This window comes from Rhodococcus sp. AZ1 (assembly GCF_054979605.1).
Genome location: NZ_JBUEQF010000010.1, coordinates 64,812 through 80,627, shown reverse-complemented (window position 1 = coordinate 80,627; position 15,816 = coordinate 64,812). Strand labels below are relative to the sequence as shown.

At 68.6% G+C, this 15,816-nt stretch carries 12 protein-coding genes; 3 read left to right on the top strand and 9 right to left on the bottom strand.

Annotated elements, in window-relative coordinates:
* Nucleotides 1–13: 13 nt before the first annotated feature.
* On the bottom strand, nt 14–1,201 hold the full coding sequence (locus ACY48E_RS13480) for a DNA polymerase III subunit delta' (RefSeq protein ID WP_462872717.1): 1,188 nt from the start codon (nt 1,199–1,201) through the stop codon (nt 14–16).
* Nucleotides 1,202–1,449: 248 nt separating this feature from the next.
* On the opposite strand from ACY48E_RS13480, the gene ACY48E_RS13475 reads away from it, so the two are divergent.
* Entirely contained in the window at nt 1,450–2,430 is a 981-nt protein-coding gene (locus tag ACY48E_RS13475; protein WP_462872716.1) for a hypothetical protein, read from the top strand.
* Between the two features lie 15 nt (nt 2,431–2,445).
* On the opposite strand, the gene topA is transcribed toward ACY48E_RS13475, so the two are convergent.
* The 3 genes from topA to ACY48E_RS13460 all read right to left on the bottom strand — a co-directional run bounded on the left by topA (nt 2,446) and on the right by ACY48E_RS13460 (nt 6,597).
* Entirely contained in the window at nt 2,446–5,415 is a 2,970-nt protein-coding gene (topA, locus tag ACY48E_RS13470; protein WP_462872715.1) for a type I DNA topoisomerase, read from the bottom strand.
* A gap of 133 nt (nt 5,416–5,548) precedes the next feature.
* Complete coding sequence (locus ACY48E_RS13465; RefSeq protein WP_462872714.1) at nt 5,549–6,157, bottom strand: hypothetical protein; 609 nt, start codon at nt 6,155–6,157, stop codon at nt 5,549–5,551.
* A 236-nt stretch (nt 6,158–6,393) separates the two neighbouring features.
* The gene (locus tag ACY48E_RS13460) at nt 6,394–6,597 is read right to left on the bottom strand and encodes a cold-shock protein (protein WP_005248460.1); all 204 of its coding nucleotides are present in this window, start codon (nt 6,595–6,597) and stop codon (nt 6,394–6,396) included.
* 348 nt (nt 6,598–6,945) lie between these two features.
* Here ACY48E_RS13460 and ACY48E_RS13455 point away from each other — a divergent pair, with 348 nt between their 5' ends.
* The gene (locus ACY48E_RS13455) at nt 6,946–9,255 is read left to right on the top strand and encodes a DEAD/DEAH box helicase (protein WP_462872767.1); all 2,310 of its coding nucleotides are present in this window, start codon (nt 6,946–6,948) and stop codon (nt 9,253–9,255) included.
* A 3-nt stretch (nt 9,256–9,258) separates the two neighbouring features.
* Here the strand turns inward: ACY48E_RS13455 and ACY48E_RS13450 are convergent, their stop codons facing one another.
* Complete coding sequence (locus tag ACY48E_RS13450; RefSeq protein WP_462872766.1) at nt 9,259–10,569, bottom strand: cytochrome P450; 1,311 nt, start codon at nt 10,567–10,569, stop codon at nt 9,259–9,261.
* Nucleotides 10,570–10,725: 156 nt separating this feature from the next.
* Here ACY48E_RS13450 and ACY48E_RS13445 point away from each other — a divergent pair, with 156 nt between their 5' ends.
* Nucleotides 10,726–11,322, top strand: coding sequence for a DUF998 domain-containing protein (locus tag ACY48E_RS13445; RefSeq protein WP_462872713.1), 597 nt, complete (start codon nt 10,726–10,728; stop codon nt 11,320–11,322).
* 23 nt (nt 11,323–11,345) lie between these two features.
* Here the strand turns inward: ACY48E_RS13445 and ACY48E_RS13440 are convergent, their stop codons facing one another.
* The 4 genes from ACY48E_RS13440 to ACY48E_RS13425 all read right to left on the bottom strand — a co-directional run bounded on the left by ACY48E_RS13440 (nt 11,346) and on the right by ACY48E_RS13425 (nt 15,813).
* A complete protein-coding gene (locus tag ACY48E_RS13440; protein WP_462872765.1) occupies nt 11,346–12,128 on the bottom strand; it encodes an ABC transporter permease in 783 nt (260 codons plus the stop codon).
* A gap of 2 nt (nt 12,129–12,130) precedes the next feature.
* Nucleotides 12,131–13,129, bottom strand: a complete 999-nt coding sequence (locus tag ACY48E_RS13435; RefSeq protein WP_462872712.1) for an ATP-binding cassette domain-containing protein — start codon at nt 13,127–13,129, stop codon at nt 12,131–12,133.
* A gap of 23 nt (nt 13,130–13,152) precedes the next feature.
* Nucleotides 13,153–14,787, bottom strand: a complete 1,635-nt coding sequence (locus ACY48E_RS13430; protein WP_462872711.1) for a condensation domain-containing protein — start codon at nt 14,785–14,787, stop codon at nt 13,153–13,155.
* 141 nt (nt 14,788–14,928) lie between these two features.
* The gene (locus ACY48E_RS13425) at nt 14,929–15,813 is read right to left on the bottom strand and encodes a LysR family transcriptional regulator (RefSeq protein ID WP_462872710.1); all 885 of its coding nucleotides are present in this window, start codon (nt 15,811–15,813) and stop codon (nt 14,929–14,931) included.
* Between the last annotated feature and the right edge of the window lie 3 nt (nt 15,814–15,816).

The window sequence follows — 15,816 nt, the reverse complement described above, 5'->3', positions numbered from 1 at the left end:
GGCCCCGGCACCCTCAGCCGGTGGCCGCCCCGAGCGCGGAGACCATCGCCGCGACCGCGAACTTGGGCTTGACGTTCATCTCCAGCGCCTCACGGCACTGCAGGACGGCGTCGATGCAGCACAGCAACCGATCGGGGGTCACCGCGGCGGCCATGTTCGACGTCTGTTCGGCCATGTCGGGATGGGTGAGCGTGGCCGACGACCCGTACGACGTGGTCAACGCATCCCGGTAGAATCCTGCGAGGTCGATCAGGGCGCGGTCGAGGGCGTCGCGGGCCGTGCGGGTGCGCCGCGACTTCTGCCGGGCCTCGAGCTCCTTGAGTACACCCGCGGATCCGCGCAGCGCTCCGGCAGCACCCTTACCGGTGCCGCCCGCGCCGAGGGCGATGCGCATCTCCTCCATCTCCCTCTCGTCGCGCTCTGCGTTGATCGATGCCGCGTCACTGTCGGCGCCGGAGACGAGTTCTTCCACCACCGTGTATCGCGTCGACGCGCGGGCAGCGGCGCGCGCGATACCCAGCGCGCGCTGGCGGCGATCACGGGCATCGGCGTCGGTGGCCAAGCGCCGCGCCCGCCCCACATGTCCGCCACTGATCGACGCCGCCAACCCGGCCGTCTCCGGGTCGAGCCCATCGGTGTCGACGAGCACTCGCGCAATGTCCGCAACACGCGGGGTGGCCAGGGCGACCAGCCGGCAGCGGGAGCGGATGGTGACGGCGATGTCCTCGGGATCGGTCGACGGTGCACACAGCAGGAAGATGGTGCGCTCGGGCGGCTCCTCCACCGCCTTGAGCAGCGCGTTGTACGCCCTCTCCCCCAGCCGATCCGCATCCTCGATCAGCACGATCTGCCACGCGCCCGTGGTCGGTCTGCGGGCCGAGGTCTGCACGATCGCACGCATGTCCTTCACCGAGATACTCAGGCCCTGCGGAATGATCCGCCGCACGTCACCGTGGGTACCGGCCATCGTGGTGGTGCACGGATGACACCGCCCGCACCCGGGCGCGACAGGATCGACGCACTGCAGAGCGGCGGCGAAACACAGCGCCGCGATGGATCGACCCGAACCCGGTGGACCGGTGAACAGCCACGAATGCGTCATCCTCGACCCCGGCGCCGCCTCGCGCGCGGCTACGGCTGCGTCGGTGAGCTCTGCCACCACCTCGTGCTGGCCCACCAGCCGCTCGAACACGCCCGCCATGCCGCCGAGCCTACTGCCGGGCACCGACACCCCACCCCGCTCCCCGCGCCCGCGCCCCCCAGGCCCCGCTCGGCCGCCGCCCCGCATCCCCGCACCCCCCGCCCCCGCACCCGCCGCCCCCGCATCCGCGCACCCCCCAGCAATGTGCGCAGGCCGTGACGTGCGCGCATTGCGGTCAGGTGAGCGCCTGCTGCGGCCTGTGGACAACTTTCTGCACGATGGGAGCGACCCGGGCAACCATCTCCGGCATGGCACCGAGCAAGCGCTCCGATCTGATCCATCGCTCCGATCTGCATGCCCGCGGGGTCGCCGACGGCGAGGTTCGCAGCGCTGTGCGATCCGGCGCGATCCTGCCCATCCGGCGCGGCATCTACGTCGACGCCGCCACCGCGAGTCAGGCGGACACCCGCACCCGAACCCTGTGGAGCATCCGCGCTGCTCTCGCGTCGGCCCCGTCGGATCTGGTCGTCAGCCATGGGTCGGCGGCGGTGGTGCACGACCTCGCCCAGTGGGGATCGAGCGACGACCGGGTCCATCTGACGGTGGATCGCCGCAGCGGAGGACGATCGACCGCGCAGCGGGTAGTCCACGCGTCGCTGCTCCATCCCGAGGACGTGGTCGACGTCGACGGGATTCGGGTCACCTCGATCGCCCGCACCGCTGTCGACGTCGCGTGTACGCGGTCCTTCGAATCCGCGGTGTGCACCGGCGATTCGGCGCTTCAGCACACCACAGCCCAGGACGTCCTCGATGTCCTCGAACGCAGCCGCGGACGCCGGAACATCGATCGTGCGCGGCGGGCGATCGCGTTCTCCGACGGCCTGTCCGCCACTCCCGGCGAATCACGGAGCCGGGTCTATCTGCAGCGCAACGGTTTTCCGCCACCAACCTTGCAATGCGAGCTGTTCGACGAGCACGGGGACTTCGTGGCCCGGCCCGATTTCATCATCGACGGAGTGGTCGGCGAGTTCGACGGGCTCAGCAAGTACCGGGAGTACGGCGACTCCGCGGACATCGTGACCGACGAGAAGTTGCGCGAGGATCGGCTGCGCTCCCACGGATGGCAGGTGGTCCGGTGGACGTGGGGCGAGCTGACGACGCCCGAGCTTGCCATGCGCCTGCGACGCACAATCGCCCTGGCCCGCACCCTTCCAGCGCCCAGCACCGTCGAACGCTCAGCCCTCAGCAGTCCGCTCAGGCCCCACCCTGAGCGGACTGCTGGATGGTGAGCGAATACGCGGTGGTCACTCCTCGGGCGCCGCAGCTTTCTTCACCGCAGCTTTCTTCACCGCAGCTTTCTTCACCGCAGCCTTCTTCACCGCAGCCTTCTTCACCGCAGCCTTCTTCGCCGCCGCCTTCTTGGCCGGAGCTTTCTTCGCCGCAGCCTTCTTCGCCGGGGCCTTCTTGGCCGCCTTCTTCACCGGGCCGCGGGCGCGGCGTTCGGCGAGCAGTTCCATGGCACGCTCGTCGGTGATGGTTGCCACCTCGTCGCCCTTGCGCAGACTGGCATTGGTCTCGCCGTCGGTGACGTAGGGGCCGAAGCGGCCGTCCTTGATCACCATCGGCTTCTCGGTCACGGTGTCGACGCCCAGCTCGCGTAGTGGCGGGGTTGCTGCGCCCTGCCTGCCTCGCCGCTTGGGTTCGGCGTAGATCTTCAGCGCCTCCTCCAACGTGACCGTGAAGATCTGCTCCTCGGTGGCCAGTGAGCGAGAGTCGCTGCCCTTCTTCAGGTATGGGCCGTAGCGGCCGTTCTGCGCGGTGATCTCCTCGTTGGACGTCGGGTCCACGCCCACCACTCGCGGGAGGGCGAGCAGCTTCAGCGCGTCGTCGAGGGTCACCGTGGCGAGGTCCATCGATTTGAGCAACGACCCCGTGCGCGGCTTGGGCGCCGTGGCTTTGCGAGCGGCCTTCTTGGCGGGCGCCTTCTTCACCGCTGTCTTGGTGGCCACGCCGCCGCCTGCACCACCCGAATCGGGCACCGGCACGATCACCGGTGGCGGCTCGGGTGCATCCTCGGGCAGGATCTCGGTGACGTAGGGGCCGAAACGCCCCTCCTTGGCCACGATCTCGTGCCCGGTGACCGGATCGAAGCCGAGCTTGCGTCCCTCCTGCGGTGTGGAGAACAGCTTCTCCGCCAGCTCGAGGGTCAGCTCGTCCGGCGGCAGATCATCGGGCAGGTTGGCTCGCTGGGAGATCGGGTCGCCGTCGGGATCGTCGTCGTCGCGCACCATCCGCTCGAGGTAGGGACCGTAGCGGCCGACGCGCACATGGATCTCGCGCCCCTGCGAGTCGTCGAACAGCTTGATGGAGTTGACTTCTCGGGCGTCGATCGCCTCGAGGTTCGTGCCCACCATCTTCTTCAGACCACCGGATCGGGCGACGGAACCCTCGACGCCGATGTCGCCGCCGAAATAGAAGGCGGACAGCCAGTTTCCACGTTGGGCGCGGCCGCCGGCAATCTCGTCGAGATCGTCCTCCATACCGGCGGTGAAGTTGTAGTCGACCAGCCGACCGAAGTGGCTCTCCATCAACCCGATCACCGCGAACGCCACCCACGACGGCACCAGGGCGCTGCCGCGCTTGTACACGTAGCCGCGGTCGAGGATGGTCTTGATGATCGACGCGTAGGTCGACGGGCGGCCGATGCCCAGTTCCTCGAGCGTCTTGATCAGCGACGCCTCGGTGAAGCGGGCGGGTGGGTTGGTGGAGTGGCCGTCGGGCTCGAGGTCGGTGGCGGTGACGGACTGCCCCTCGACCAGGGCGGGCAACCTCGACTCGGCGTCGTCGGACTGCCCGCCGGCCTGATCGTCGACGCTCTCGACGTAGGCCTTGAGGAAGCCCGGGAAGGTGATGGTGCGGCCCGAGCTGGCGAAGGTGCACTCGGCGCCGGTCCCGGCGGTGCCCGAGATACGCAGCGAGAGAGTGGTTCCGCGGGCGTCGGCCATCTGCGAGGCGACGGTGCGCTGCCAGATCAGCTCGTAGAGCCGGAACTCGTCGGTGTCGAGCGAGGAGTGCAGCTGGCCCGGCGTGGCGAAGGTGTCGCCGGACGGGCGGATGGCCTCGTGCGCCTCCTGCGCGTTCTTGACCTTGCGGGTGTACTGCCGCGGAGTGTCGTGCACGTACTCGGGGCCGTACAGTTCGCCGGCCTGACGGCGGGCTGCCTCGATGGCGGACTGCGACAAGTTGGTCGAGTCCGTACGCATGTAGGTGATGTGCCCGTTCTCGTAGAGCCGCTGGGCAATTCGCATCGTCCGTTCGGACGACATGCGTAGTTTGCGCGCTGCCTCCTGCTGCAATGTCGAGGTCATGAACGGCGGGTACGGGCGGCGGCTGTAGGGCTTGGACTCCACCGACGACACCGTCAGCGCAACCCCGCCGAGGGAATCCGCGAGCGCGGACGCCTCCGCCCGATCGAGTACCCGCACACCGTCGGACTTCACCAGTCCGTCGGCGCCGAAATCGCGACCGGACGCCACGCGGGCGCCGTCCACACTCACCAGCCGGGCACCGAAACTGCGGGGAGTCGCGGCCTCGCCGGCATCCAGTGTGGCCGAGATGTCCCAGTACTCCGCGCTGCGGAATGCCATGCGCTCACGCTCGCGCTGCACCACCACGCGGGTGGCCACGGACTGCACGCGGCCCGCCGAGAGCTTCGGCATGACCTTCTTCCACAGAACCGGAGACACCTCGTATCCGTAGAGCCGGTCGAGGATACGGCGCGTCTCCTGGGCGTCGACGAGGTCGGTGTCGAGCTCACGGGTGTCGTCGGCGGCCGCGAGGATCGCCGACTGGGTGATCTCGTGGAACACCATTCGGCGCACGGGGATCTTGGGCTTGAGCGTTTCGAGGAGGTGCCAGGCGATGGCCTCACCCTCGCGGTCGGGGTCGGTGGCGAGGTAGAGCTCGTCGGCGTCGGCGAGCAGGGCCCTGAGTTCGGCGACCTTGGATCGCTTGTCGGGGTTGACCACGTAGAGCGGCTCGAAATCGTGATCGACGTCCACCCCCAAGCGCGCCCACGGTTGTCCCTTGTATTTGGCGGGCACGTCCGCTGCGCCGCGCGGGAGGTCTCGAATGTGGCCGACGGATGCCTCGACGACGTAGTTCTTGCCCAGGTAGGGGGCAATCTTCCGGGCCTTGGTGGGCGACTCGACAATGACGAGCCGACGCGTGCCGGAGGAGCCCGCCGACGTCGTCCCACTGTCCTGTGCTGCCACGTGTTGCCGAACCTTCCTGGCCGCGAGAAACGTGCGGCCGAACCCGTCCACCTGCGCCGATACGTTTCGGCTGGACCAGGGGACCACTTATAGAGTGACACATGTTGCGATCTTTCTGCGCTGCAGCGCCCACTCAACCGTGTGGCACGCGCGGCCAGGCATCGCTGTCGAGAGCGCCCGGCGGCGGCTCCCCGATGCTCTCGAGCAGACGCCCCAATCGCCGACGTCCGGTGATCCGTAGCGCCGGCGAGCTACCTCGCGTACCCACCAGCGTCGGTGCGATACCGGCCCGAAGCAGCGCCTCGGCGAGCGGGGCGTGCGTGTCGGGTGCATGCGGGTCGAGTCCGAGGACGAACCGCTCACCGTCGGCTTCCCCGCGCCCCGATGCCAGCACCCATCCGCGCATCTCCCGCGGACCCGGCACCCATCCGGCCGGGACTGCCTTGACCGCGCCCCGCGTCCACTGCGCGGCAAGCGGTGCCAGAGCCGGCACCAGCGCGGTGCGCACCAGGGGACTGTCGTCTGCGGTGCCGGTGATGTCGGAGCGGGTCAGCTCGGCGGCCAGCCCGATCCGTTCGATCATCTCGGCGATGGCCTTCGCGCGCCACTGCTCCTCGACGACCACCGATACACGGGCAGCCCCGGCGCCGACCAGCACCTGCCCCTGTGCGGCGAGCAGACCGGCGAGATCGGTGACCGCGGGGGGCATCGACTCGGCGGAGAAAAAGGACAGTTGGCCCACGATTTTCACACTAGGCCACACCCGTCACACGGCGACCTCCGACACAGTGGCCCCGTCACTGCGGTACAACCATTCGGTGCAGCACAGCCATTCAGTGCGGTACAGCCGGTCAGTGCAGTACAGCCGGTCAGTGCAGTACAGCCGGTCAACGCACTCGTCCCCCACCACCGCGGACGGTGATGGGGGACGAATGGTGATTCGGTCGACCTCGCGCGGAGCGAGGGGATCGAAATCGATCAGACCGCGCGAACGCCGGTGGCCTGCGGGCCCTTGGTGCCCTGTCCCACCTCGAACTCCACGCGCTGGTTCTCCTCGAGGGTGCGGAAGCCGCTGCCCTGGATCTCGGAGTAGTGAACGAAGACGTCAGCCGAACCGTCCTCGGGTGCGATGAAGCCGAAGCCCTTTTCGGCGTTGAACCACTTCACAGTTCCCTGTGCCATGCTTGTCTATCCTTCTTCTTGAACACCGGAGTCGGTGACCGCCCTTACAGTCACCGGGCCGGTTCCGAACGCTGTAACCCCAACCTTCACGACGGGTATCGCTCCCGCCGTCGAGCTCGATGCACGGCGCCCGCAACAGTAGATCCTGCGAGCGTAGAACGAACACAGAAGCTGCGACCACGGCTAGCTAACCACGACGGTGCCGTCGGCAACAGTCCACGAAGAACAATTCGCGTAAAGCTTCGATCACGGAGAGGAGACCGACATGGGGCACGCACATCACGGTTGGATAACGAACTCTCCACGTGCCCTGTGACCAGCGTCGATGCTTCCGATTCGTTCGGTGCAATGCTTCTCCGGCGGGCACTGGCCGGAACTCCGGCGGGTGAATCTCCACTGACGTTCACCGCCGAAATTCCCCCGCGGGTCGCGCGGCCGGCGTCATGGCCGCAGTGGGCGAGTCCCGATGTCATCGCCTTTCTCGTCGACTCGGGGATCGAACGGCCCTGGTCGCATCAGATCGAGGCGGCCGACCACGCGTGGGCCGGGCGCTCGGTGGCGATCTCGACCGGTACCGCGTCCGGGAAGTCGCTCGGCTATCGACTCCCGGTACTGACCACCCTCGCAGCACAGCCGCGCTCCACCGCCCTGTACCTGGCGCCCACCAAGGCACTGGGGGCAGACCAGCTGGCGGCGGCCATGCTCGCCACCGAGGATCTTCGGCGGCGGACCGGGGTCGATATCGAACCGTGCGACTACGACGGCGACACCCCACCCGAAGTGCGCCGGTGGGCCCGCGCCAACTCTCGCTGGATCTTCACCAACCCGGACATGCTGCACACCTCGATCCTGCGCAACCACCAGCGCTGGTCCCACTTCCTGCGGAACCTGCGGTACGTGGTGATCGACGAATGCCACTCCTATCGCGGCGTTTTCGGCTCCCACGTCGCACTGGTCATCCGCCGACTACGGCGACTCGCAGCGCGGTACGGGGCCAGTCCGGTGTTCGTGCTCGCCAGCGCCACCACCTCCGATCCGGGTGCGTCGGCCTCGCGGCTGATCGGTCTGCCGTGCGCCGAGGTCACCGAGGACGGCTCACCCTGCGGCGCTCGCACCATCGCGCTGTGGGAGCCGCCGCTGCTCGAGATCACCGGCGAGAACGGCGCACCGGTGCGTCGATCGGCCGGCACCGAGGCGGCGCGGATCATGGCCGACCTGGTGATCGAGGGCGCCCGCACCCTCACGTTCGTCCGATCGAGGCGCGGGGCGGAGACCGTCGCACTCTCGGCGCGACGGCTGCTCCTCGACGTCGACCCCGCTCTGGCGCAGCGCATCGCCGCGTACAGAGCGGGCTACCTAGCGCAGGATCGGCGTGAACTCGAGCGCGCTCTCGGCGAGGGTGACCTGCTCGCCGTGGCCACCACCAACGCACTCGAACTCGGCATCGACATCGCCGGACTCGACGCGGTCGTGGTGGCGGGATTTCCCGGGACCGTCGCCTCGTTCTGGCAGCAGGGCGGCCGGGCCGGTCGGCGTCGGCAGGGATCGCTGATCGTGCTCGTCGCACGGGACGATCCGCTCGATACATATCTGGTACATCATCCCGACGCGCTGCTCGGCCGCCCCATCGAGACCACCGTCACCGACCCCACCAACCCGTACGTCCTGGGCTCCCAGATGCTCTGTGCCGCACTGGAGATGCCACTGACCGATGCCGAAGTCATCGAGTTCGGCGCTGCCGCTGTACTCGAGTCCCTCGCCCGCGACGGTCTCATCCGACGGCGGGTCGGCCCGGGGGGCGCCGGGTCCTGGTATCCCACCGCCGATACCGCGGCTGCCGCATCGGTGAACATCCGCGGCGGGATCGGCGCCGAGATCGCCATCGTCGACGCGGTCAGCGGTCGACTGCTGGGCACCGTCGATCCCGGCCGTGCCCCCGCCACCGTTCATCCGGGCGCGGTGCACATTCATCAGGGAGAGTCGTTCGTGGTCGACTCGCTCGATTTCGAGAACTCCCTCGCCCTGGTGCACCCGGAGGAGCCGGAGTGGAACACCTCTGCGCGTGAGGTCACCGAGATCGTGGTCGAGCAGGTCCACCGGATCGCCGACCACGGCGAGGTTCAGGTTGCCCTGGTCCAGGTGGAGGTGAGCCATCAGGTGGTGGCGTACCTGCGTCGGCTGCCCTCGGGCGAGGTGCTCGACCAGGTGGATCTGGACATGCCCGTCCAGCGACTGTCCACGCGCGCGGTGATGTACACGATCACACCGGAATTGCTCGAGCGCAACGGTATCGAGCCGTCACGGTTCCCCGGCTCCCTGCACGCCGCCGAGCACGCGGCCATCGGACTGCTCCCCCTGGTCGCCACGTGCGACCGATGGGACATCGGCGGGGTGTCGACAGCCCTGCACGCGGACACGGGCCTGCCCACCGTCTTCGTCTACGACGGGTACGACGGCGGCGCAGGATTCGCCGACCGCGGCCACGCCGTGATCGGGCAGTGGCTCACCGCCACACGAGACGCCATCGCTGCCTGCGATTGCGCGAGCGGATGCCCGTCCTGTGTCCAATCACCGAAGTGCGGCAACGGAAACGACCCGCTGGACAAGGCAGGAGCCGTCGCGGTGCTCACCGCGGTGCTCACCGCGATCGGCGCGTGATCCTCACCCGGTGCGGACCGAGGACGGGCGGCCCATACGCACCGGAAGGCGCTGGTATCCGCGCAGCACGCTGGTCTTGCGGGGCACGCCGGGACCCGCGGCGGAGAGGTTCGGGTAGCGGTCGAAGAGAGTTCGCAGACCCACCTCGGTCTCCGCCCGCGCCAGGGCGGCTCCGAGGCAGAAATGTCGTCCACCCGAAAAGGCCAGGTGGCGTGAGGCATTGGGGCGGGTGACGTCGAAGCGTCGTGGCTCACCGAACACCTCGGGGTCGAGGTTGGCCCCCGCGAGTACGCACACCACGGTGCGTCCGGGCGACATCGCGGTTCCCGCGACCGTGGTCTCACGCAGCGCGGTGCGCGCGGTCACCTGAACCGGTGACCGAAGGCGAAGCATCTCGTCGACGGCGTTGGGCCAGTGCGACGGATTCTCACGCAGAACGGCACGCTGATCGGGATGAGACAGCAGAAGGTCGATGCCGCTGCCGAGCAGATTCACGGTGGTCTCGAAGCCCGCCGCCAGCACCAACCCGGCCGTCGCGCGCAGTTCGGGCTCGCTCAGGTGCACGCCGTCGTCGGAGGCGCGGATCAGCCGACTCATCAGATCATCGCCGGGGGCGCGCCGCAGGCCGGCCATGTGCGCCCCGAGCCAGGCATCGAACTCCTGCAATCCGAGGTCCACCGCACGGTACTGCGACCACGACAACCCGATGTCGAGGCTGGGCGCCGCGAGTTCCCCGAACCGCAGCACTCGATCGTGCTCGGACTCCGGCACACCGAGGATGCTGCCGATCACCGCGACCGGCAGCCGACTGCAGTAGGCGTCGATGATGTCGACCTCTGCCCCACCATCTGCTTCGAGCCGATCCAGCAGTGACGTGGCGAGGTCCTGCACGCGGTCGCGCAGTGTGCTGACCGCGCGGGCGGTGAACACCGACGACACGAGTTTGCGGTAGGTGGTGTGCTGGGGCGGTTCCACCGCGAGCAGCGACGGCGGCGACAGCGGGTGCAGTGTGTCGGTGCGGGTGATCTGCTCGATGCGGCGCAGGAATCCCGGTACGTTCGCCCCTCGGACGACGGTGCGAAAGTTGTCCGACCGCAGCACCTCGTGAACCACGGCGTGATCGACGCTCATGTCGACGATCCGCCCGCGCACCAGCGGCCCCTGCGCGCGAATCCGGTCGTAGAGAGGTGTGGGGTCGACGCGCAGGCCGGGATCGGAGATCAGCAGCGCCTGCGGATCACCATGACGGCGGCCCTGCCACGAGTGCAGGCGAATCAGTCCGTCGGTGACGGCCCATCGCGCTCGGCTTCGCAGGCCGTCCTCGATCGAGGCGACGCTGGGCAGACGGCCTGTTCGGAACGTGACCACCACGTCGATCCCTCCTGGTGTGACTACTCGTAATGTACGTCACAGTAACCACTCGTGCGCCCACCTCACGACCGTCCAGGCCGCGCCGCCTACGCTCGACGGATGAGAACCCGTCGGTTCGCCCGAGCCCTGTGGGTGGCCACCGCCGCGTACTGGCCGCTGCAGGTGCTGGTGGCCCGGTCGTGGCCGACGCCCTACAGCGTGCGAGAGAACCTGATCAGCGATCTCGGAGCCGTCACCTGCGCCGACGTGTGTTCACCCGACCACGCACTGATGAACGCGACGTTCCTCGGCGTCGGCGGCGCCACTGCGCTCGGCGCGGTGATGCTGATTCCCGACGCCCGAACCACCACGGGCAGGGTGGGCTACGGCCTGGTTGCGCTCTCGGGTGTGGCAACCATGGCCGTCGGCCTGCTTCCGCTCGACACCCACAGCGCCGCGCACACCGTCGCAGCACAGGCGCACTTCGCCACGCAGGCGGTCGGCATGCTCGCTCTCGCCGCCGAGTACCGACGCACCCGTCCGGGGCTGTACGCGTGGACCGCGGGCACCCTCGCGGTGTCGTTGGTGGGCGCGGCCGCATTCGTCTCCCCCGGCCACTGGGGTCTGGGTGCGGGCACGACCGAACGGATCGCCCTGGACACCCTGAACCTGTGGACCATCGGCGCGGGACTCGCGCTCGGTTCGCCGCGGCGCTGACGGGCAGCGGATCGCCGAGCCCGTCAGCGGCTGGCGACGCGGCGGAAGCGCAGGACCGCGAGGGGAACGAAGACCGCGATGATCACCAGCGAACCCACGATCCCGTAGGCCGTGGCGTGCTCGGCGACCCATCCCGTGGGCCGCGGGAATGCCAGCGGTGCGCGATTGCCGAACAGGGTGCGGCTGGCCGTGGCGATGGCCGAGACCGGGTTCCACTCGGCGATCACCCGCAACGGCCCCGGCAGGGTCCGCACCGCGATGAACGCGCTCGAGAGAAATGTCAGCGGGAACAGGAACATCAGGCCCACGCTCTGCGCAACCTCGATGTTGCGGGCCATCAGGCCCACGAACGCCCCCACCCATGACATCGCGAAACCGAAGAGCAGGATCATCGCGAACGCGAGGGCGGCGTCGGCCACCGATCCGCGGATTCGCCATCCCACCACCAACCCGCACAGAGCCATCACCACCACGCTCACGGCGTTGATCAACAGGTCCGACAGGGTGCGCCCGAGGATCACCGCGAGCCGTGACATCGGCAGCGTCCGCAGACGATCGATGAACCCTTCGTGCAGATCCGTCCCCAGACCCACCGTGGTGAAGGCCGCGTTGAACGCGACGGTCTGGGTGAAGATGCCGGCCATCAGGTACTCGCGATACGGATCCCCACCGAGAGTCGACCCGAAGACGTAGGCGAAGAGGAACACGAACATCAGCGGCTGCACCGTGGCCGTGACCAGCAGTGTCGGCACCCGGCGGATGGTGGTGAGGTTGCGCCCGGCCATGGCCGTGCTGTCCGAGAGCAGGCTCATGCGCCGGTGGTCCTTTCGGTCAGGTGCAAGAACACGTCGTCGAGGGTGGGGCTCTGCACCACGATGTCCGTGACGTCGACGCCTGCCGAGACCAGCGTGGACATCAGCGTCGCTGCGCTGCGCGTGCCGTCCTCGACGCGTCCGCTGTAGCGACCGGGCTCGTCGCCCGCGATCACCGACGACGACCCGACGCTCGCGAAGGCGGACTCGATCACCGACTGCTCGGCATCGGCGCCTACCTGCACGGTCACGGTGGAGCCGGAGATCAGGGACTTCAACTCCGTTGCCGATCCGTCGGCCACGACGCGGCCGCGGTCGATCACGGTGATCCGGTCCGCGAGGGCGTCGGCCTCCTCGAGGTACTGGGTGGTCAGCAGCACCGTGGTGCCGCGGGCGACCAGCTCCCGGATCGTGGCCCACATGTCGCGGCGCGCGCGCGGATCGAGCCCGGTGGTCGGCTCGTCGAGCACCACCAGGTCGGGCTCGGCCACCAGGGCTCCCGCAAGGTCCACCCGTCGACGGGTTCCGCCGGAACTGGTTCGTGTGGGGCGGTCGGCCACTTCCTGCAGGCCGAACATGTCGATGAGCTCTCGCGCTCTCGACGATGCTGCGGCCCAACTCTTCCCGTACAGTCGCCCCACCAGTCGAAGGTTCTCGAACGCGGTGAGGTTGCCGTCGACGGCCGCGTACTGGCCGGACACCCCGATCACCTTGCGTATCGCAGCCGCGTCCCGCACGGCATCGAGGCCGAGCACGTGCGCGGACCCGCTGTCGGGTTTGAGCAGTGTTGCGATCACCCGCACCGTGGTGGTCTTGCCGGCACCGTTGGGCCCGAGCAGAGCGTGCACGCAGCCGCGCCGAACATCGAGGTCGAGCCCATCGATGGCTCGAACCTCGGTGCGGGCGGACCCGACACCGGTTCGGTAGACCTTGACCAGACCCCGCAGGGCGATGGCAACGTCGTCGGACTGCTCGGAACCCCCGCGATCGCTCACGCGAGCGTCTTCTCTGCGATCACTCACGCGACCACGTCGGCGTCGCGCTCGATCACCGACCCGGCCTGGTCGACCTTTCTGATCAGGTGCTGCATGAAGGGATCCTGCGTGCCACGCAGTGGATCGACCACGGAACCGATCACGATGCTCTCGTCGTTCTGGAAGCCCACCACGCGCTCGCGCGAACCGGGCTCGCCGATGGCGTAGTCACCGGTCTCGGCGACGGTCTTGAGTACGTGCACCAGGTGCTCGTGCCACCGGGTGAGCACTCGTCGCGCCGGGACGGTGTCGGGCACCTGGGAGTCCAGGTAGAGGTAGTGGAAGTCGCGGTTGAACCAGATGGTGGCGTTGGAGGTCCACCCGTCGCCGGAGAAGATCTGGCTGCGGTCGTACCCCTCGTTGCCCACGCCCGGGAACCAGCGGAAATCCAGGAACGAGAGCATCTGCGGCGCCGTCAGAAGACGCGCGGGATCGGCCTGACCAGTGGCGAGCACCTTGCCGACAACCGTCTCGAGCGGCGCATCGGAGAGCTTCTTGCCCCAGCCGTACGCCTCGGTCGATGCGGTCAGGACCTGCTGGAACGACGACGCTCCCCCGATCGAGAACGCCACCGGCGCGTACCGGCAGAACCAGCCCTGCGAGACGATCTGCTCGGGACCCCTCGTGTTGCGAATGGTCATCCCGAAGTACTTCTCGTTGCCGCCCAGCTCGTAGTCGGTGATCGCCACGGCGGCGAACAGACCCGGCAGCATGCGGCTGCCGACGGCGCGGCACACCTGGTCGAGCAGCTCGGTGCTCTCGGCGTCGAGCACCGGGTACTTGACCCCGGCCATGGGCGCCATCTCACCGGGGCCCAGGCCCAGATCGAGCCCGAAGGTGGGCATCTTGGAGCCGTTGTCGATGAAGAGTTCCACCGCGTGATCGATCAACGATTCGTCGAACTGCGCGGTGCGCTCGGGCGCGACCTCGGAGGCCGCGTAGTCGAGGAAACTGCCCATCGGCAGGGCGGTGATCGGGCCGACCTCCACTCCGGTGGCGTGGCTGCGGTAGTGATCGAACAGCTCGTCCAGCGCGAGGGCCTGCGAGACCCCGTCGCTGACTGCGTGATCGGCCCCGAAGATCATCGTGAAGCTGCCCTCGCGCTGGACGGCGATGAACATCGGGATCGGCCAGGAGAACGGCTGGGTCTGCGACGACATCCGATGCTCGACGTACTGGCGGACATCGCCCGTCCACGCGTCCTCGTCGCCGGAGCCCCAGATCTCCACCCGCCCGTAGTCGTCGACCGTGCCGACCTTCACCGGCTCGACCTCGACGTGCTCGGCGTCGAGTACGTGGGTCTCCACCTGTCCGTCCACGACGCGGTAACTCGCGCGCAGGGCCTCGTGGCGCCTGCAGAAGCTTTCGATGGCGCGGCTCATGGCGACGAGGTCGAGATCGTGGGGGTACTCGCCGGCGGACCCGATGTAGGACGAGTGGCGACCACCCGCGTCGAGGTGCGCGCGAGTGGCCTGCAGGTGCAGGGTCTGCAACAGGGTGGGCACGGCTCCCGCACGGGCGGTGGTCACCGACGCGGCGAGCTTGGCGAGCTCGGTGGGACGCCACTCGACGATGTCACCGGCGTCGGGCCGGATGGACCATTGGTCAAGAATGATCATGTTGTTGTCCGTCCCAATCTCAGTGCCAGTGCGCTGTTAAGAATCATAAGTTGGAGCCAGAATACCGACGATTCGTCGATGTATGGGCTTCATCACAAGAAGTTTGAAATCCCGACCCTCGAACCGCCCGACGTCCGCCGGTCATTCGCGCGTGTAATCGCGAGCCCGGTCGATGAAGTTACAGGCCACGTCCGACATCTCGCCCGGTCGGAACATCACCGTCACCGGGTAGCTCAGCGGCGGACGCAGGTCGATCACCGTCATGCGCTCGGCGGCCGCCCGATCGGCCGCGACCACGGCAGCACCCACCCCGCGCGCCACCAGGTCCACCACCACCGAGGCTGGCGCGTGCGCCACGACGGTGCGCAGCCTCGCGCCCGCTCGCCGAAGCCGCGTGGCTGCATGATCGGCCACCGACCCGCGCGTGGACTCGATGAACGGGAGCTCACCCAGCCACGCGAGGGAACGAGCGTCACCACCGTGGGTGTGGCCGCGCACCCGATCTGCGGGAACGACGAGCGACATGTCGACCCGACCGACATGCACGCCGGCCAGGTCCGCCGGGGTGCTCAGACGCGGAACCACCGCCACGGTGGATCGTCCACATCGGACGGACTCGATCGCGGCGTGCCCCGACCCGACATCGTGGACCTCGACCATCGCCGACGGACTGGCGCGGACAACGTCGGCGACAAGGTCGGCCAGTATTGCGGCCCCCTCGTCACCACCGATGGCCACGGACATCGACTGCGCCGACTGCCCACCGCGGGCGCCCAGGGCGAGAACGGTGTCCAGCCCGGCAACCACTCGGCGAGCTGCGCGCAGCAGATCGCTCCCCGGTTCGGTCGGCTGCACGCGCAGGCCCGACCGGTCGAACACCGTCACACCCACCCGGGCCTCGAACTGGCCGACGGCCCGCGACAGCGACGACGGATTGAGTCCGAGTTCCGCAGCGGCAGCGGTGAACGACCCCGAATCGGCGACAGCGGTCAGCTGCCGAAGCAGGCGCGAGGAGAGCTCCATCATGTC

Bases quoted from the DNA above. Each gene is read 5' to 3' on its own strand.
- ACY48E_RS13480 (WP_462872717.1), bottom strand. From the start codon at position 1,201: ATGGCGGGCGTGTTCGAGCGGCTGGTGGGCCAGCACGAGGTGGTGGCA.
- ACY48E_RS13475 (WP_462872716.1), top strand. From the start codon at position 1,450: ATGGCACCGAGCAAGCGCTCCGATCTGATCCATCGCTCCGATCTGCAT.
- ACY48E_RS13460 (WP_005248460.1), bottom strand. From the start codon at position 6,597: ATGGCACAGGGAACTGTGAAGTGGTTCAACGCCGAAAAGGGCTTCGGC.
- ACY48E_RS13455 (WP_462872767.1), top strand. From the start codon at position 6,946: ATGCTTCTCCGGCGGGCACTGGCCGGAACTCCGGCGGGTGAATCTCCA.
- ACY48E_RS13445 (WP_462872713.1), top strand. From the start codon at position 10,726: ATGAGAACCCGTCGGTTCGCCCGAGCCCTGTGGGTGGCCACCGCCGCG.
- ACY48E_RS13430 (WP_462872711.1), bottom strand. From the start codon at position 14,787: ATGATCATTCTTGACCAATGGTCCATCCGGCCCGACGCCGGTGACATC.
- ACY48E_RS13425 (WP_462872710.1), bottom strand. From the start codon at position 15,813: ATGATGGAGCTCTCCTCGCGCCTGCTTCGGCAGCTGACCGCTGTCGCC.